Source organism: Microbacterium sp. LWS13-1.2, assembly GCF_040144835.1.
GTDB lineage: Bacteria > Actinomycetota > Actinomycetes > Actinomycetales > Microbacteriaceae > Microbacterium.
Map to the genome: position 1 here is coordinate 3057323 of NZ_CP151632.1, position 16745 is coordinate 3074067.

Below are 16745 nucleotides of genomic sequence, written 5' to 3' on the forward strand. Positions count from 1 at the left end.
GGCTCGGCCGGCGCTCCGGTGACCGTGTACCGGACTCAGGGCCGCGGGCGCGACCCAGTGCGCCTCCTCACTGCGTCGACCTGCGGGGCCGGGATGGCGGAGACGTCCGCGGAGTTACGCGAGTCCGGCGGCCGGGTCTACCCGGCGGCGCCGGTACTGCGCGTGCAGTAGGTACCGCGGATGGCTCACCCGGAGACCGAGGGTGCGCCCGGGCGCGACGTCGAGTTCTCAGGACGCCCTCACGGGCACGACAGCCGGCAGAGCTTCGCGCAGTCGCCGCGCGCTGCCGCTGGGGTCGTCGGACTCGGTGATCGCCCGGACGACCACGACCCGCTCGGCGCCCGCCGCCACCACCTCGTCGATGTTCGTCAGGTCGATGCCGCCGATCGCGAACCACGGCCGGTTCGTGCCGATGCTCGCGGCGTGGCGGACGAGCCCGGTTCCGACGGCGGCGCGACCCGGCTTGGTCGGAGTCGCCCAGACCGGGCCGACGCAGAAGTAGTCGAGGCCGTCCGCCTCGGCGGCGGCGTCGACCTGCTCGGGGGTATGGGTGGACAGGCCGATCACCGTATGCGGACCCACGACCGTCCGGGCGAGGCGCTCCGGGAGGTCCTTCTGACCGAGGTGGAGCACCGGAGCGCCGGTGACGCGGGCGATGTCGGCGCGGTCGTTAGCGGACCAGAGCCGGCCGTGGCGGTCGGCCACCTCCGCGAGGATGCCGAGCAGCTCGAGCTGCTCGGCACCCTCCAGGGCCTTGTCCCGCAGCTGGATGATGTCCACGCCACCCGCGAACGCGGCATCCACGAAGTCGGCGAAGTCGCCCTGACGAGTTCGCGCATCAGTACAGAGGTAGAGACGTGCGGTGGCCATGGACATCGGCTCAGCGTACCGGCGAATCTGCGGCACCATCGGCGGGCGGCCGGTGACGTGGTGGTCGTCGGCGGCGGGATCATCGGGCTGAGCATCGCATGGCGAGCAGCGCAGTCCGGGCGCTCGGTGCGGCTGATCGACCCGGCACCGGCCCAGGGCGCCACCTTCGCGGCGGCCGGCATGCTCGCGCCGGTCAGCGAGTTCCACTATCAAGAGGGCGCGCTGCTGCCGGCGATGCTGGAGTCCGCGGCGCGCTATCCCGACTTCCTGCGCGATCTCGCACCAGCCGACGGCGCGGTGGGCTACCGTCGGAGCGAGACGCTGCTCGTCGGCGTCGACCAAGGCGACCGGCAGGCCCTCGCCGATCTCCACGCCGCCCATCGCAGTGCTGAGCTCGACGTCGAAGCGCTCACGACGTGGGAAGCACGAGACCGCGAGCCGCTGCTCGGGCCGCGGGTGACCAGCGCGTACCGCGTTCCCGGGGACCATCAGATCGACCCGCGGATGATGGCGGCCCGGCTGATCGACAGGCTCGCGGACACCGCCAGACCGGGCGGGCGGGTCAGCATCGTCCGTGAGCAGGTGGTCGGCCTGCTGCGCCGCGATCCGGTCGACCCCGACTCCGGCGTCGTCGGCATCCGGCTTGCGGATGGGACGACGATCGGCAGCGCCGAGGTCGTGATCGCCAACGGCGTGGGAGCGCGGACCCTCGACGGCCTCCCGAGGCGGCTCGAGCTGCCCCTCCGACCCGTGTACGGCGACATCCTTCGACTTCGGGTGCCCGACCGGCTCCGTCCCCTCCTCGGCACCACGGTGCGCGCGCTCGTGCACGGCGGGAGCGTCTACCTCGTACCCCGCGCAGACGGCACGCTTGTGGTGGGCGCGACGCAGCGCGAGGACGGAATGGATGCCGTGTCCGCAGGCGGCGTGCACCGGCTTCTCCGTGACGCGCAGCAGGTCGTGCCGGCGGTGGCGGAGCTGCCCCTGATCGAGGCGGCCGGCAGAGCACGACCGGGCACGCCCGACAACGCCCCACTCTTGGGGCGGGTGACGGGCCGCGACGGCGGAGCCGTCGGCGGGCTGATCATCGCGACCGGCTTCTTCCGGCACGGCGTGCTGCTGGCGCCACTCGCCGCCGACATCACTCTCCGGCTCCTGGACGGTCACGCCGATCACAGGTGGAACGCATTCCGCCCTGACAGGTTCATGCCGGCGAACGCCGTACCCACGGCAGAAAGGATCCCCCGATGACCACGATCACACTCAACGGTGCACGGCACACGAGCCGACCGCGACAGTCCGTCGCCGACCTGGTGAAGGAGGTCCTGGGTGTACGGGTAACCGCAGACGGCAGTATCCGCGACGGCTCCACACTCGGCATCGCCGTGGCCGTCAACTCCGCCATCGTTCCCCGCTCCGCATGGGCCGACGCCGCGCTCGCCGAGGGCGATGCGGTCGAGATCGTCAGCGCCACCCAGGGAGGCTGACGTGACCACCGACACCTTGCACATCGGCGGCGTCGACCTCGGCTCACGACTGATCCTGGGCACCGGCGGAGCCGCCAACCATGCCCGGCTCGGCGAGGCGCTGCGGGCCTCGGGAACCGAGCTGACCACTGTCTCGATGCGCCGGCACGACCCGTCGACAGACAGCTCGCTGTTCCAGCTGCTGAACGACGAGGGCATCCGCGTCCTCCCGAACACGGCCGGATGCCTCACCGCACGTGAGGCGCTGCTCACCGCCGAACTCGCCCGGGAGGCGCTGGGCACCGACTGGATCAAGCTCGAGGTGATCGCCGACGAAGACACCCTGCTTCCAGACGGTGCCGAACTTGCTCTCGCCACCGAGCAGCTCGTGGCTCGCGGATTCGTCGTCTTCGCCTACACCAACGACGACCCGGTACTGGCGCTGCGCCTCGAAGAGCTCGGCGCCGCCGCAGTCATGCCCCTGGGTGCTCCCATCGGAACGGGACTTGGCATCCTCAACCCCCACAACATCTCCCTCATCGTCGAACGCGCCGGCGTTCCGATTGTGCTCGACGCCGGAATCGGCACCGCCTCCGACGCCGCCCTCGCGATGGAACTCGGGTGCGATGCCGTGCTGCTGGCCACCGCAGTCACCCGCGCACAGAATCCCGCGGGCATGGCGGCGGCCTTCAGGCACTCGGTGATCGCCGGAAGGCTCGCCCACCTCTCGGGCCGCATCCCGCGACGCAGCGTCGCCCAAGCCTCCTCCGCCATGGAAGGGCGGCCACACCTATGACGACGACGGTGACTCCGGCCGCGGTGCCACCGCTCGTGAATCCCGCGCCGTGTCTCGATCCCGCCGAGCTCGACCGATACTCGCGCCACATCCTCTTGCCCGAAATCGGACATGTCGGCCAACGGCGGCTGAAGAACGCAAGAGTGCTCGTCATCGGTGCCGGCGGCCTCGGATCCCCGGTCCTGGTCTACCTCGCCGCCGCCGGCATAGGCACTCTCGGAATCGTCGACGACGACCGCGTGGAAGCCAGCAACCTGCAGCGCCAGATCGTGCACGGCGTTGACGACATCGGCCGCCTCAAGGTCGACTCAGCGCGCGACACCCTCGCCCGGCTCAACCCGTTCGTCGAGGTCCGGACCCATGCGCTGCGGCTGGAGCGCGACAACGCTGTGACGCTTTTTGCGGACTACGACCTCGTCATCGACGGTGCCGACAACTTCGCTACCCGCTACCTCATCTCAGATGCGGCAACGGCGACGGAGAGGCCGTGCGTGTGGGGTTCGATCCTCCGCTTCGGCGCCCAGGTGAGCGTCTTCTGGAGTCTCCACGGACCCACCTACCGCGACCTGTACCCGGATGCGCCTCCACCCGAGTCCGCTCCTTCCTGCGGCGAGGCGGGCGTGCTCGGGATGCTCTGCGGAGTGGCCGGGTCGATGATGGCGGCCGAGGCGATCAAGCTGCTCACCGGGACCGGAAGATCGCTTCTGGGGCGACTTTCGATCTTCGACCTCGCCGACGCCGCCTGGCGGGAACTCAGGATCGTCCCTGATCCCGACCGCAATGCTCGCGGCCTGAGCTGCGACCGCGTCCAGGGCGTATGCGTGGCCGACCTCACCGAGCGTCAAGCCGCCCCTGTTCCTCAGACGGCCGGAGTCCTGACGGTCGACGACTTGCGCGGGTTCCTTCATGACCGCAGCTCCGGCGATGCCAGCTTCGTACTGCTCGACGTCCGTGAGCCCGACGAATACACCTCGACGAACATCTCGGGATCGCGATCGTTGCCGCTCAGCCGGCTCAGGAGCGAAGGAGCAGGCATCGTGGATCTGCCCGTCGGTCATCCGATCATCGTCTACTGCAAGGCCGGCCCCAGAGCTCTCGCTGCTGCCAATATCCTCCTCACCGCCGGCCACACCGACGTGCGCGTCTTGGATGGAGGCTTTGACCGATGGACTGCCGTCTCCGGATGAACCCGTGCGAAGTCGAGTCGGCCGCGTGCTAGATTGCTCGGCAGTGACACGGGGTGCCCGCGCGGCGGGCTGAGAACACCCCGTCGAACCTGATCTCGATCATGCGAGCGAAGGCATGTCGCGATGAACGCGCGCATCGAAGCACACCTGTCCGATCTGCCCGACCGATCTCCCGTTGCCGCGCTCGAGGCGCTGCGGAAGGAGTCAACGCTGGTGCAGGCATCACCGAGGCGGGGTGGCTGCGGACCTCCCGCGGGCGGCGACGCTGGAGGTCGTGCGATGATCGCGATCCCGCGGGTGCAGGCCGACTGAAGTCGATCGGCGCGCTCGGCGGCTACGGCAGGCCGTCGTCACGGCGCTCGCCGCCCAGAACACGCGCGGGGTGCGTGAGGTACTGAGGTACATGTGCCGCCGGTCGCGTTTGTCGCGGCCCAGCTGGACGCGGTATCCGACGACGTCGAGATCGACGCCGTGAAGATCGGTATGCTGCAGTCCGCCGAGATCATCGCCGCCGTGCGGGGGCGGCTCGCCCGGGTGCGTCCGCCGCTGGTCGTGCGCGACCCGGTGATGGTAGCCACGAGCGGCGATCGCTTGCTCGATCCCGCCGCCGAGGAGGCGCTCCGCGCCCTCTGCGGCATCGCCGATCTCGTCACGCCGAACCTGGCCGAGCTCGCGGTGCTCACCGGCCGACCGCGCGGCGACCTGGACGTAGGCTCTCGACGACGCCCGTGCGCTCGCGCACGCCACCGGCACCACCGTGCTGCTGAAGGGCGGGCACCTCAGTGACAGCTCCTGCCCCGCCGCGATCGTGGGACTCGACGGCGTGCACGAGGTCTTGGGCGAGCGCATCGCCACACGGCACACGCATGGCACCGGCTGTTCGCTCTCGTCTGCGCTCGCCACGCTGCGGGCGGCAGGCTCCTCGTGGCCTGACGCGCTGGTACGCGCGAAAGACTGGCTCACCGGCGCGCTCGCCCACGCCGATGCGCTGCACGTCGGCAGCGGGAACGGCCCGATCGACCACTTCCACGAGCTGCGGCGCAGGACGACCGCGACCGACTCCGGGTCGGCAGGGGCGTGGGATGCTTCCGCCGGCGTCCGCGCGCAGGTCGACGCCGGTCACTTGGTTCGCGGCCCCAGCGACGGTTCGCTGCCGCGGAAGGTCTTCCACCGCTACGTGGCGCAAGACGCACTCTACCTCGGCGAGTACGCGCGAATGCTCGCGCGGGCGAGCGCCCTGGCCCCGACCGCGGACGAGCCGATGTTCTGGGGCCGTTCCGCCGGCTCCGCCATCGTCGAGGAGCGAAGGCTGCACGAGACGCACGTCGGATCCGCAGCATCCAATCCCGAACCGCATACCCTCGCCTACATGAACCATCTGCACGCCTCGGCCGTATCGTACGGTGAACTCGTGGCCGCGCTGCTGCCGTGCTTGTGGCTCTACGCCGACCTCGGGACACGGCTGCCGTGGACGCGCCACCCGCCGCCGTCGGGGATTTTGCCGAGATTCTTGATAACCACGTGGACCAGCTCGCCCGGGGCTTCTTTCTCGTAGCGGACGGGCTCCGGCTTGCGCACGGATAGGCCGGTGATGTGGTCCAGGTGGTGCAGCAGCGGCATCCGATAGCGGGCGAGAACCCGACCCGCCGTGGAGCGCGGGATGCCGAGGTGATAGCCGATTCGGTGCGGTCCAACCGCCGGTGAAACCGCAGCGACACGATCCGCCGCACGTCGCACTCGCTGCGATGGCACACCTTGGGCTCGACCCGCGCGGAGCGACCGCAGCGGTCCAGGGCTTCGGCAAGGTCGGCGCCGACGCGGCCCGGTTCCTCGCCGTTTCGGGCCTGCGGGTGACGGCCGTCAGCGATCAGTACGGTGCGATCGCGAATGAGTCTGGGCTCGACATCAACGCTCTCGCAATGTGGGTGCAAGAGAACGGGAGTGTTGTCGGATTCGACGCCGCGGACGCCATCGACCGGGAGTCCCCGCTGCTGCAGGACGTGGATGTGCTTGTCCGGCGGCTGTCGAAGGTGTGGTCAAGAACGCAACGCCGAAGATGTCCGGGCGCGTCTGATCGTGGAGGGGGCGAACGGCCCGACAACGCCGGCCGCAGACCGCATCCTCGCCGAGCGCGGCACGCTGGTGGTTCCCGACATTCTGGCGAACGCCGGCGGCGGTCTCCTACTTCGAATGGGTTCAGGCGGACCAGGCCTACTGGTGGCAAGAAGACGAGGTCGAAGCACGGCTCGCGCAGCGCATGACCAAAGCGTGGAGCGAAGTGCTGCGCGCCTCAGTTCAGAACGGTATCTCGCTCCGTACCGCGGCGACCGTCCTCGCGGTCGAGCGGGTCGCGGAAGCGCACCGGATGCGGGGGCTCTACCCGTAACCCGACCCGTCGACCAGACGGCCGGCGATGCAGAGTCGCCACGAGTCAAGGAGCTCTCGCGACTCATGACCGAACGCATCGCGCTCATCACCTATGAGCGCATGACGGAATCCCGGCGCGAACTCACCTTCAGCGTCGCCATGGGGCGCTGCAGGTCGAGGAGTCGCGCTCCGACAGCGGGACGTCGCTGCGTCGGCTTGACCCGGTGGTGTGAACACCGCCTGGACGCATCCGCGCGGCTCCCATAGTCGCGTAGTTGTGTACTATTCGATACAGAAGTCGACGCATCGAGGATCGCGTCGCAGACGGATGGATGGACGAATGAAGACAGCGCACCTCGGCTCGCTCGCAGTCCCGCGGTTGGGTCTCGGTGTGATGGGCATGTCGGCCTTCTACACCGGCGCAGGAGGTGCAGAAGCCCGGCATGTGCGCACGATCCACCGCGCAATAGATCTCGGCGTGACCATGTTCGATACCGCCGAGGTGTACGGCCCCTTCGTCAACGAGGACCTCCTCGGCCAAGCTCTGCAGGGACGCCGCGATCGCGCGGTGATCGCGACCAAGTTCGGGCTGATCTCGCACACGGGCCGACCGGCTCTCGACAGCTCGCCGCGAAATGTGCGGATCGCCGTAGAAGGCTCACTGCGTCGGCTACGCACCGACGTCATCGACCTGTACTACCAGCATCGCGTCGACCCGAACACGCCGATCGAGGAGACGTTCCGCGCGCTGTCAGAGCTCGTCGCGGAGGGAAAGGTCCGCCATCTTGGTCTGTCGGAGGCCAGTGCCGAAACGGTTCGGCGAGCGCACGCCGTGCATCCCGTGACCGCTGTGCAGACCGAGTACTCGCTCTGGACGAGGGACGTGGAGGACGAGCTGCTGCCCACCCTCACGGAGCTGGGCGCGGGACTCGTCCCGTACTCACCGCTCGGCCACGGCTTCCTGGCAGGCGGCATCCGTACACTCGACGGCCTGGCACCCGACGACTGGCGCAGGAGCAACCCCCGTTTCACCGGCGATAACCTGCAGAGGAATCTCGCGATCCTCGATGAGGTGCAGGCGGTCGCGCTCGAATCCGACGCCACTTCGGCTCAGGTGGCTCTGGCGTGGCTGCTGGCCCGCGGTCCCATGCTCGCACCGATTCCGGGCACCACCAGAATCGCCCGGCTCGAAGAGAACCTCGCCGCAGATGCCCTCGAGCTCTCACCCGGCCAACTCGCCCGGCTCGACGCGCTCCCCCGGCCCGAGGGTGAGCGTCATTCGGCGGCCGACATGGCCGCGATCGATCGCTGACCATCGAGATCCCGTAGCGGGTCGGCGGCCCCGTGGGTTGACCGGCCCACGCGGTGATCGGCGTGGGCAGACTCAGGCCCTTTTTGGACTAAACGACACATAACCCTAACCACGCATCGATTGGAAGATCATGAGCGAAAACCCCATCCGAGTCGGAATCATCGGCGCCGACACCGCAGCGAGTTGGGCCGGGGCGTCGCACATCCCCGCCATCGCGGCCCAGCCTCGGTTCGTGTTGGAGGCCGTGGCGACACGGCGCGAGGAATCGGCGAAGCGCGCCGCGAAGGTATTTGGGGCACGGCGGTGGTTCGCTGATCCCTACGCCCTCATCGCCGACCCCGACATCGACCTCGTCACCGTCGCCGTGAAAGTGCCGGCCCACCGAGATCTCGTGATGGCGGCGCTCGCCGCAGGAAAGGCCGTCTACTCGGAATCTCCCCTCGGCGCGAATCTCGGTGAGACGGAGGAGATGGCCGCGGCCGTGGGGTCTCAGCACACGGTGATCGGTCTGCAGGGCAGCCTGAACCCCTCGGTGCGACGCGCGGTGGAGATCATCGCCAAGGGGGCCATCGGGTGTGTTCTCTCGGCCCGTGTTCACGCCACGACGTTCGGCTACGGCCCGGAGTCTATCTCGGCATACGACTACTTCAACAAGCAGGAGGCAGGGGCCAGCTTCCTCACGATCACGACCGCCCATGTCCTGGACGTCATCGAGACCGTCCTCGGACAGGTCACCGAGGTGGATGCGCGGACGGAGAGGCTGTGGCCGCAGGTGGTGCTCACCGACTCCGGTGAGGTGTTCAGGTCGGCGATCTCATCCTTTCGGCGAGCGTTGGGTTCGACGCACCCGATGCGCCGGTCTCGTCCGGTGTCGGTCCCACCGCCGCGGAATTCTGGATGGGGGCCGCGATCAATGTGGGAGAGGTGTACGCGAGTCTCGCGCGAGATATCGACGAGGGCACCTTTGCAACCCCGGGCTTCGCTCACGCGCTGCACAACAGTCAGCTGGTGGCGCGGGTGGAAGAAGCGGCCCGTAGCGGGCAGCGACAGTAGAACACCTCAGCAGGGTGCGGGCCACGGCGTCGGGCCCGCACCCTGCTGTCGAGCGGACGCGGCGGTGAGTCTAAGGCGTCGATGAAGACGATCGCAGAGTCCCCTGTCTCAGTCGTGGGACCAGGACGCCGCGTTCATCGCCACATCAGCAACCCGACGCAGTTCCACCTCGCTCTTTCCCGTCGCCGCCTGAACGGCGATGCCGTACGCGACCGTGACGATGAAGGTCGCCAGCGTGCGCGGATCCTCGGTCTCCGGCAGATCACCCTCGGCCCGCGCACGCAGAAATCGGGACTCGAGGCGCGCAGCGGCATCCTGGCGCCAGTCGACGAGGACCTTCTGGGCAGTGAGCCCGTTGTCGCCGGCGGACAGCGCAGCCTGGACGCCAAGGCATCCGTGGGGTGCCTCGCGAAGCGTGCTGGCAGCGGCTGCGCCGCGAAGAAGGGACTCGGCCACTTCGCGTGCGGTCGGCTCGGACAGTGCACGGAATCCGTAGGAGGCTGGACCTTCCGTGTACCGCTCGACCGCCCGGCGGAACAGCTCGTCCTTGTTTCCGAACGCCGCATACATGCTGCTGCGAGTGATGCCCATCGCCTCAGTCAGGTCCGTCAGGCTCGCCCCTTCGTATCCTTTGGCCCAGAACACTCTCATGGCTTGTTCGAGGGCGTAGTCGGGATCGAACTCGCGGGGTCGCCCCAGTCTGGTCTGCGATACGGGCATAGCAGTCATTATGCCCCCTTACGGACCAGGCAGTCCAGATAACGCGGAGGACCAGGCGTTCAAGCCGCCGTCGATGGTGAGCACAACTCCAGTGATGAACGCCGCCGAGGCACCCGCGACGAAGGCGACTGGGACGCCCCGGTTCAGGATGCGGTCACCGTGGAGTAACTGGCCGCTTCCACCTCGAGCGCCGGGTTCGGGAAGCTGACCGACCGCTTCGGCGGGCTGGAGCTTCAGCGTCACCGCGAGTTGAGATCCGGCTCCAGCGATGTCACGACCGGGCGCCGTACCGCAGCAGCCTGCGCCGACGCACCCCAGGCGTCGACGCAGGCGCACGCGACTCCGGAGTCGAATTACCCGAGCCCGCCCAGCAGGAAGCTAAGGGAGTACGCCTCCCAGAGGGCGCCGATGATGAGGAGGACGAGCGCGGGGAGCGCGAGAAGTCCAAGCTTCTGCAGGCCGCGCAGGTAGCCTCGGCGCCGGGTCCGGGCCCCCGCGGTGCGCGGGAAGAGCCAGTACTTGCCGATCAGGAAGGCGCCGAGAAGGAACAGGATGTATGCCTGCAGCTCGATCACGAGGGTGAGGGAGTGCGGGATGAAGAGGATCCATTCGCCCTCCGATTGGGGGGCGATGGTGATCCCGGTCGTCACGGCCCAGTAGGCGAAGAAGGAGAGTCCCGCGAACGGCACGATGAGAGAGGGCAAGACGATGGTGAGGGCGCTGAGGCTGAACAGGTTCACGCCGAGGATTGCCAGCGCGAACAGCGCGGGGGTGGTGACGAGCCCGCGGACGAGCTCGCCAGTTCCGTCTGCTTCCAGGCCAGCGGCCTCCTGTGCGACGAGATCGGGGAAGATCAACCCGAGGACGAACCCGATGAGGGTGAGTCCGTATGCGGACGCGTTGAGGATGAGGTAGATGCGCAGATTCTCGCGCACGACCCGGAAAGGACGACGCCAGAGGCGCACGCGAGCAGGCAGATCGTTGGGCACTGAAATGGTCATGCATCCAGTGCACTCCGGATGCTCGGTGCGCAGTAGTGCGCCGGTGTCACCAAGATGAGTGACACGGCGTCACATGTCTTCTCAGAGCCAGCCGCGCGACCGGGCATGACGCGCGGCCTCCTGTCGCGTTGACCTGTGAGTCTTCTGCATGGCGCTCGAAAGGTAGTTGCGCACCGTGCCGGGCGCGAGATGCAGTCGCGCAGCGATCTCCTTCACCGAGTACCCTTCCAGCGTCTCCCGGAGCGCATCGAGCTCCCGATCCGAGAGTGGTGAGTCATCGATCATGGACGCCTCAAGGACGTCGTGGTCGACCCATCGCCCGCCCTCGTGCAACCGGCGGATGACGTCGCCGATGAGCTCAGGATCGGCGGACTTGCTCATAAATCCCCGAACCCCCGCTTTCAGCGCTCGCCGAAGAACGCCCGGTCGCGCGTGTCGTGTAAGCATCAGGATCTTCTGGTCGGGGATCTGGCGCCGAATCGACTCGACCGCGTGCAGACCGTCAGTACCGGGCATCTCGAGATCGATCACAAGCACGTCCGGCCGCTCGCGGATGGCGACCGTCACCGCCTCGGCACCGTCCGACGCCTGACCGACGATGGCGATCGAGCCGTCGAGGGCCAGAAGCGCGCCCAGCGTGTATCGCAGCAGCTGCTCGTCGTCGGCGAGGACCACACGGATACCGTTGCCGCTGCTCATCGTCGTTCCCCAACCTTGCTCTGGTGTGCCGTCGATGCGGCCCTGCGGTGCGCAGGGATTCGCGCCCGGACGGTGAAGACGTCGTCCTGCCGCGAGAAGTCGAGCGCGCCGCCGACGGCTTGGATCCGCCGTTCGAGTCGCGCGAGTCCTCGTGGACGGATCTCACCCGAGGCAAGAGCGCCGTCGTTCGAGATCTCGACGTCGACGGCGCTGGCGGTGATGGTCGCCCACGACGGCTCCGCGTGACGCAAGAGGTTGGTCGTGGCCTCGCGGAGCGTGTGGGCCAGGAGCGGGTGGGCGCGGGTGGAGCGGTCCAGCTCGGTGCGGATCGATACGCTCATACCCGATGCTTCGGCGAGGGCCCGCGTGTTCTCGAGCTCGGCGAGGAGGTCAATCTCGTAGCGAGCATAGGCAAGCTCGCGCGTCTTCGCGACGGTGTCGTCGACCAACCAGCGGATATCGGCGAGCTCTCCCGCCGCGCGGTGCGGGTCGTCTTCCAGCAATCGACGGGCGAGCGTCGCCTTGAGTTTGATGACGTGCAGCGACTGCCCTTGGATATCGTGCAGGTCGCCCGCGAAGCGCACCCGCTCCTCCGCCACAGCAAGCTCCGATTCGATCAGTTTGGCGCGCTCGGCCTCCCGCACGAGCTCCCAGGCCAGTTCGCCGACGAAGACGACCGCGAGGATGTAAAGCGTCCCGGCCGCCGGCACGACGACGAACTGGATGACGAGGGTGAGTGTCGGCAGATGCGTCAGAAGGGACACCGCGCCGAACCCCGCCACGACCAGCGCCAGGAGGAGAGAGGCGATGAGGCGGTGCCCTTTAACCTTCATGACGAGCAGGGCGCCCACGACGGCGAATGGCATGAAGCTGATGGGACTGTTTGCCATGAACGCCCCGTATAGATACGCCGCTCCAGCGAAGACGAACAGGAAGACGGCGCGCGGAGCGTACCCGTCGAGGCGCCACTCCTTCAGCAGCGTCGTGGTGAACGCCAGGGTGAGTCCGACTAACAGCGCCTCCCACCAGGATGTGCTGGTGAGGACGACGCCGATCACCGACAGCGGGGCGATCGCCAGGATGGCGGAACCGACCACCATCCGCCGCATGCGAGGGATCGCGTGCAAATCGGTCGATCTCTCGCTCTCGATCACCAGGGCTCCTTCCGAGGATGATGCCGCCGGATCGCCTTCCTGACGGGGACCTTCGCGACCATCGCGCCGATGAACACGGCCAGGGCGACGTACTGGAACACCGGAAGATCCAGGAATGGGCGTGTGATCCATTCCGGAAGCGTGGTGAAGAGGCCGAAGTCGTAGAGCAGACCGACATACGCGAGGAACACGGTCGCGGAAAGGATGATGACTGCGTTGAGCACCAGATCCAGAGCTTTCATCTATTGAGCCTGCGGGTCGGGCGGTCCTCCCGGTAGTGACACCGTGTCACCACTCGTCCGAACGGAGGCGGGCGGGGCGGCATTCCCGGCGGTGCACGGCCTGACCGGCGCCCGACGACAGCTCAGCCCGCGGCATCGCGCCTCGGTCGTCGGGGTGGCAGGCATCCTCCTCTACACGGGAATGGTGCCCCGTCGCAGCAGGCAGATGACGCAGGTTGAGAACCGCTTGACCCTGTGGCGAGGACAGGGTGTGGCCTGGACGCCATGAGCGAACAATCCCCCCGCCGGGCGCCTCGGCGCCGCCTGCACGCGATACTCGCCGCCGTGGTGTCGGTCGTCTTCGTCGCCACCGCGTGCACCCCCGCGGCTTCGTCGCCGTCGGAAGGTTCGGAAGGTGCAGAGCTCGAGCGGTTCTACGGACAGCAGCTCGATCTCGAACCCTGCGAGTTGCGCGGATACATCCCCGAGAACGTCATTGAGGGGGAGTGCGGACATGTCGAGGTGCCGCTGGACTACGAAAACCCTGATGCGGCATTGGCGCAGATCGCAGTCTTTCGCGTGCCTGCGCGCGGCGACGACCCGATCGGCTCGCTCGTCGTCAACCCGGGCGGACCGGGGTTTCCGGGGGTGGGCTACGCGGCTCAGCTCGCTGATGTCTGGATCGACAACGCGCTGACCGAGCGATTCGACATCGTCGGCTTCGATCCGCGCGGCACCGGAGCGACCGTGCCCGCGCTCGATTGCTACAGCGACGCGGAACGCGACGCGGGGGCGGGCAGCGCGAGCCAGCTGTCGTACTCGGGTGTGCGCCCGCTCGTGGAGGCGTGCGCCGAGAGCGTGGGCGGCCAGGAGGCACTGGCGCATCTCGGTACCCGCGACGTGGCACGTGACATGGACATCATGCGGGCTGTGCTCGGTGACTCGGCGCTCTCCTTCGCGGGTTCGAGCTACGGCACGAGGCTGGGCGCAGTGTACGCCGAGATGTTCCCCGAGAATGTGCGCGCCCTTGTACTGGATGGTGCGCTCGACCCCCATGCGACCACTCTGGAGCGCCGCGAGCAGCAGTGGGCGGGCTTCCAAAAGTCGTTTGAACAGTTCGCAGCCTTCTGCGCCCAGCAAGGCGCCTGTGTAATCGGCGGTGACCCCGCAGCGGCGACCGAGGAGTACCAACGGCTGACACGCCCACTCGTCGACTCCCCGCTCATGACAGCATCCGGCCGCGAACTCACCTTCGCCGACGTGAGCGACGCGATGGTGACTGGGCTGTACAGCTCCGCGACCTGGCCGGTGATGAGCCAGGGACTCTCCGAACTCGCCCAAGGAGACGGCGCCATCATGCTCGCTCTGCGGGACTTCTACCTCGGTCGCAGCCCGGAAGGCGCCTACGATAACGGCACCGAGGCGACCCTGGCGATCAACTGCCTGGACGAGGACCGCTTCACCGCGGCGGAACTCGCAGGGCTGGAACGGGCCGCCCTCGACGCTGCTCCTTTCCTCGACCCGGGGACCCCCGTCCGCGAGACGTCGGACCTCTGCGAAGGATGGCCCGTCGAGCCGACGCTGGGCTTCCCGTACGCCGACGGGATCCGCAACCTCCCCCCGACGCTCACGGTGTCGGTGACCGGTGACCCGGTGACACCACATGCCGGTGGCATCCGACTCGCGGAGACTCTCGGTGGATCGCTTCTGACGGTCGTTGGCGATCAGCACGGGACGCTGCTGGCTGCAAACGAATGTGTTGAAGCGGCGGTTGAGGCCTATCTGATCAACCTCGAGGTGCCGGATCGCGATGCTGAGTGCGCGTTGGCGCCTGTCGGCGGATGAGCGAGAGCGCGCCCCGCGGGCGGGGCACCACCCCCACGTTCGCCGCGAACGGTCGCTTGACCAACCCGAGCGTCGCTCCAACCGTTTGCAAGAGCTACGAGGTGACGCATGGCTTGCGAATAAATCTCTGCCCACCTACGTTGCTTATGTACTGATCGGTCCTGAAGTCCAGTACGGGACCTCGGAACACGACCTCGCCACCGGCCTCCGCGAGCGAGCGCGCCGAAGCACGCCGGAGCGGAAACGCCGCCGGCTCGACAAGAAGGAGAAGGACCATCATGAAAGCCGCCGTCATCACCTCGTTCGGTGAACCCTCCGTGCTGCAGGTCGCGGAGGCTCCGCGACCGGTGCCGGGTCCGGGTCAGGCACTCGCGCGGGTGCGCGCCGCCGGGGTGAACCCCGCCGAGATACAGGCGCGTGCCGGAGCATTCCGCCTGCACGCGCCCGCCATCATCGGGTTCGAGTTCGCGGGTGTCGTCGAGCAGGTCGGCCCGGGCGTCGACGAGAGCCTGGTCGGCGAGCGCATCGCCGGGTGGCCCGACTCCGCAAGCCAGGGCTCCTACGCCGAGTACACGGTGAGCAGCAACTTCACGACGATCCCCGACGGCGTTTCCTTCGAGGAGGCCGCGGCCACTGTCATCGGCGCCGACAACGCGGCGCGGGCGCTCGGCCTTCTGAACATCCGTCCGGGTGACACGCTCGTGGTCACCGGAGCGAGCGGGGCATTGGGTAGCGCCGCGGTGCAGTTCGCGCGACGACGCGGCGTCACCGTGATCGGCGTGGCCGGCACCTCCAACGCCGACTTCGTCCAGAGTCTCGGTGCGATCCCTGTGGCCCACGGCCCGGGCCTGGTCGATCGCATCCGTGCCGCCGCTCCGGGTGGGGTCGACGCCGCGCTCGACACCGCCGGCAAGGGACCCCTTCCCGCCCTCGTCGAAGTCCTCGGCGGCCCCGAACGGATCGTGACTCTGGCCGACCGCGACGCCGCACGATACGGCGTCGCGTTCAGCGCCGGACATAGCGGCAACCGCGACAGCCAGCCTGTCCGGGAGGCCCTGGACCTGATCGCCGCCGGCGCATGGACCGTACGCATCGGCCGGAGCTTCCCGCTCGCCGAGGCCGCGGACGCCCACCGTCTCGTCGCCACGGGCCACACCCACGGCAAAGTCATCATCCTTCCCTGACCCGGCCGACCGGCCATCCGACCACGACAACAATAAATTGGAGAATACGAAATGCCTGCAGTTCTCGTCCACGGTGTACCCGACACCCACCGGCTCTGGGACACCGTTCGTTCCCACCTTCGACGCGAAGATATCGTGACCATCGATCTCCCCGGGTTCGGCGTGCCCCTCCCCGCGGGCTTCACATCGACGAAAGAGGAGTACCTCGATTGGCTCATCAAGAAGATCGAGGAGATCGGCGAACCCGTCGACCTCGTCGGTCATGACTGGGGGTCTCTGCTTACCGGCCGTCTCGCATCCGTCCGACCGGATCTGGTGCGGACCTGGACAGGCATCAGCGGGCCCATCGATCCCGAGTACCCGTGGCACTATCTCGCGAAGATCTGGCAGACGCCGGGCGAAGGCGAGCAGTGGATGGCGGACCTCGACCTCGCCGAGTTCGCCGCCAGCCTCCACGAAGCGCAGATGCCGCGCGACGCTGCAGAAGAATCGGTCCGGCATCTCGATGCCACGATGAGGGCGAGCATCCTCGCCCTTTACCGTTCCGCGATCGAGGTCGGGGCGGAGTGGAAGCCCGGTTTGAGCGATGTGACCGCGCCGGCGCTGGTGATCTGGGGTCTCGACGATCCCTTCCTTCCTCACCGCTTCGCCGATGAGCTCGGAAATGCCACACGCGCGCGCGCCGTCTTCAAGCTGCGCACCTCGCACTGGCCGATGATCGAGCGTCCCGCCGATGTCGCGCGCGAACTCGAGGCGCACTGGGCTCAGGCGTAACACCTCCACCTCGGACACTCGGGCTCACACCCCACCGGCCTCCGTGCGATCTGCAGCAGTTGCGCGTTCCCGACCGTGAGCCCGAGTGCCCCTTCA

18 protein-coding genes, 3 pseudogenes and 1 riboswitch are annotated in these 16745 nt (G+C 68.1%); of the genes and pseudogenes, 14 read left to right on the forward strand and 7 right to left on the reverse strand.

Going from position 1 to position 16745, the window contains the following annotated elements:
- Positions 1 to 228: 228 nt before the first annotated feature.
- Positions 229 to 876, reverse strand: coding sequence for a thiamine phosphate synthase (gene thiE / locus MRBLWS13_RS14095; RefSeq protein WP_349425967.1), 648 nt, complete (start codon positions 874 to 876; stop codon positions 229 to 231).
- A 51-nt stretch (positions 877 to 927) separates the two neighbouring features.
- On the opposite strand from thiE, the gene thiO reads away from it, so the two are divergent.
- The 7 genes from thiO to MRBLWS13_RS14130 all read left to right on the forward strand — a co-directional run bounded on the left by thiO (position 928) and on the right by MRBLWS13_RS14130 (position 5874).
- Positions 928 to 2121 carry a glycine oxidase ThiO gene (gene thiO / locus MRBLWS13_RS14100; protein ID WP_349425968.1) on the forward strand — a complete coding sequence of 398 codons (1194 nt, stop codon included), beginning with the start codon at positions 928 to 930 and terminating at the stop codon, positions 2119 to 2121.
- Entirely contained in the window at positions 2118 to 2357 is a 240-nt protein-coding gene (gene thiS, locus MRBLWS13_RS14105; RefSeq protein ID WP_349425969.1) for a sulfur carrier protein ThiS, read from the forward strand. The genes thiO and thiS overlap by 4 nt, the downstream gene beginning before the upstream one ends.
- The gene (locus MRBLWS13_RS14110; protein WP_349425970.1) at positions 2320 to 3132 is read left to right on the forward strand and encodes a thiazole synthase; all 813 of its coding nucleotides are present in this window, start codon (positions 2320 to 2322) and stop codon (positions 3130 to 3132) included. Before thiS ends, MRBLWS13_RS14110 begins: the two co-directional genes overlap by 38 nt.
- Positions 3129 to 4319 carry a molybdopterin-synthase adenylyltransferase MoeB gene (moeB, locus tag MRBLWS13_RS14115; protein ID WP_349425971.1) on the forward strand — a complete coding sequence of 397 codons (1191 nt, stop codon included), beginning with the start codon at positions 3129 to 3131 and terminating at the stop codon, positions 4317 to 4319. The genes MRBLWS13_RS14110 and moeB overlap by 4 nt, the downstream gene beginning before the upstream one ends.
- Positions 4320 to 4358: 39 nt before the next feature.
- Positions 4359 to 4452, forward strand: a riboswitch (TPP riboswitch).
- Positions 4443 to 4631 carry a hypothetical protein gene (locus MRBLWS13_RS14120; RefSeq protein ID WP_349425972.1) on the forward strand — a complete coding sequence of 63 codons (189 nt, stop codon included), beginning with the start codon at positions 4443 to 4445 and terminating at the stop codon, positions 4629 to 4631. Its footprint overlaps the riboswitch before it by 10 nt.
- Before the next feature lie 93 nt (positions 4632 to 4724).
- Positions 4725 to 5105 (forward strand): bifunctional hydroxymethylpyrimidine kinase/phosphomethylpyrimidine kinase, encoded by a 381-nt coding sequence (locus MRBLWS13_RS14125; protein WP_349425973.1) that lies wholly within the window; start codon positions 4725 to 4727, stop codon positions 5103 to 5105.
- Positions 5077 to 5874: a bifunctional hydroxymethylpyrimidine kinase/phosphomethylpyrimidine kinase gene (locus MRBLWS13_RS14130; protein WP_349425974.1), complete on the forward strand. Its 798-nt coding sequence runs from the start codon at positions 5077 to 5079 to the stop codon at positions 5872 to 5874. Before MRBLWS13_RS14125 ends, MRBLWS13_RS14130 begins: the two co-directional genes overlap by 29 nt.
- On the opposite strand, the pseudogene MRBLWS13_RS14135 reads toward MRBLWS13_RS14130, so the two are convergent.
- A pseudogene (locus MRBLWS13_RS14135) lies at positions 5784 to 6046 on the reverse strand (IS481 family transposase); the annotation flags it as partial. The gene MRBLWS13_RS14130 and the pseudogene MRBLWS13_RS14135 sit on opposite strands and share 91 nt — an antisense overlap.
- Before the next feature lie 18 nt (positions 6047 to 6064).
- Here MRBLWS13_RS14135 and MRBLWS13_RS14140 point away from each other — a divergent pair.
- The 4 genes and pseudogenes from MRBLWS13_RS14140 to MRBLWS13_RS14155 all read left to right on the forward strand — a co-directional run.
- Positions 6065 to 6274: pseudogene (locus tag MRBLWS13_RS14140) on the forward strand (glutamate dehydrogenase); the annotation flags it as partial.
- Positions 6275 to 6323: 49 nt separating this feature from the next.
- Positions 6324 to 6705, forward strand: a pseudogene (locus MRBLWS13_RS14145) (hypothetical protein).
- Positions 6706 to 7026: 321 nt separating this feature from the next.
- Positions 7027 to 7998 carry an aldo/keto reductase gene (locus tag MRBLWS13_RS14150; protein ID WP_349425975.1) on the forward strand — a complete coding sequence of 324 codons (972 nt, stop codon included), beginning with the start codon at positions 7027 to 7029 and terminating at the stop codon, positions 7996 to 7998.
- 130 nt (positions 7999 to 8128) lie between these two features.
- The gene (locus MRBLWS13_RS14155; protein ID WP_349425976.1) at positions 8129 to 9136 is read left to right on the forward strand and encodes a Gfo/Idh/MocA family oxidoreductase; all 1008 of its coding nucleotides are present in this window, start codon (positions 8129 to 8131) and stop codon (positions 9134 to 9136) included.
- Positions 9137 to 9159: 23 nt separating this feature from the next.
- Here MRBLWS13_RS14155 and MRBLWS13_RS14160 read toward each other — a convergent pair whose 3' ends face one another.
- The 5 genes from MRBLWS13_RS14160 to MRBLWS13_RS14180 all read right to left on the reverse strand — a co-directional run bounded on the left by MRBLWS13_RS14160 (position 9160) and on the right by MRBLWS13_RS14180 (position 12867).
- Positions 9160 to 9771: a TetR/AcrR family transcriptional regulator gene (locus tag MRBLWS13_RS14160; protein WP_349425977.1), complete on the reverse strand. Its 612-nt coding sequence runs from the start codon at positions 9769 to 9771 to the stop codon at positions 9160 to 9162.
- Positions 9772 to 10124: 353 nt separating this feature from the next.
- A complete protein-coding gene (locus tag MRBLWS13_RS14165) occupies positions 10125 to 10772 on the reverse strand; it encodes a hypothetical protein (RefSeq protein WP_349425978.1) in 648 nt (215 codons plus the stop codon).
- Positions 10773 to 10853: 81 nt separating this feature from the next.
- Positions 10854 to 11471, reverse strand: a complete 618-nt coding sequence (locus MRBLWS13_RS14170; RefSeq protein ID WP_349425979.1) for a response regulator transcription factor — start codon at positions 11469 to 11471, stop codon at positions 10854 to 10856.
- Positions 11468 to 12625: a histidine kinase gene (locus tag MRBLWS13_RS14175; RefSeq protein WP_349425980.1), complete on the reverse strand. Its 1158-nt coding sequence runs from the start codon at positions 12623 to 12625 to the stop codon at positions 11468 to 11470. Before MRBLWS13_RS14175 ends, MRBLWS13_RS14170 begins: the two co-directional genes overlap by 4 nt.
- Entirely contained in the window at positions 12622 to 12867 is a 246-nt protein-coding gene (locus MRBLWS13_RS14180) for a hypothetical protein (protein ID WP_349425981.1), read from the reverse strand. The genes MRBLWS13_RS14175 and MRBLWS13_RS14180 overlap by 4 nt, the downstream gene beginning before the upstream one ends.
- 264 nt (positions 12868 to 13131) lie before the next feature.
- On the opposite strand from MRBLWS13_RS14180, the gene MRBLWS13_RS14185 reads away from it, so the two are divergent.
- From MRBLWS13_RS14185 to MRBLWS13_RS14195, 3 genes are all read left to right on the forward strand, one after another.
- Positions 13132 to 14691 carry an alpha/beta hydrolase gene (locus MRBLWS13_RS14185; protein ID WP_349425982.1) on the forward strand — a complete coding sequence of 520 codons (1560 nt, stop codon included), beginning with the start codon at positions 13132 to 13134 and terminating at the stop codon, positions 14689 to 14691.
- 278 nt (positions 14692 to 14969) lie between these two features.
- The gene (locus MRBLWS13_RS14190) at positions 14970 to 15875 is read left to right on the forward strand and encodes an NADP-dependent oxidoreductase (protein WP_349425983.1); all 906 of its coding nucleotides are present in this window, start codon (positions 14970 to 14972) and stop codon (positions 15873 to 15875) included.
- Between the two features lie 51 nt (positions 15876 to 15926).
- Positions 15927 to 16649: an alpha/beta hydrolase gene (locus MRBLWS13_RS14195; protein ID WP_349425984.1), complete on the forward strand. Its 723-nt coding sequence runs from the start codon at positions 15927 to 15929 to the stop codon at positions 16647 to 16649.
- Positions 16650 to 16745 lie beyond the last annotated feature (96 nt).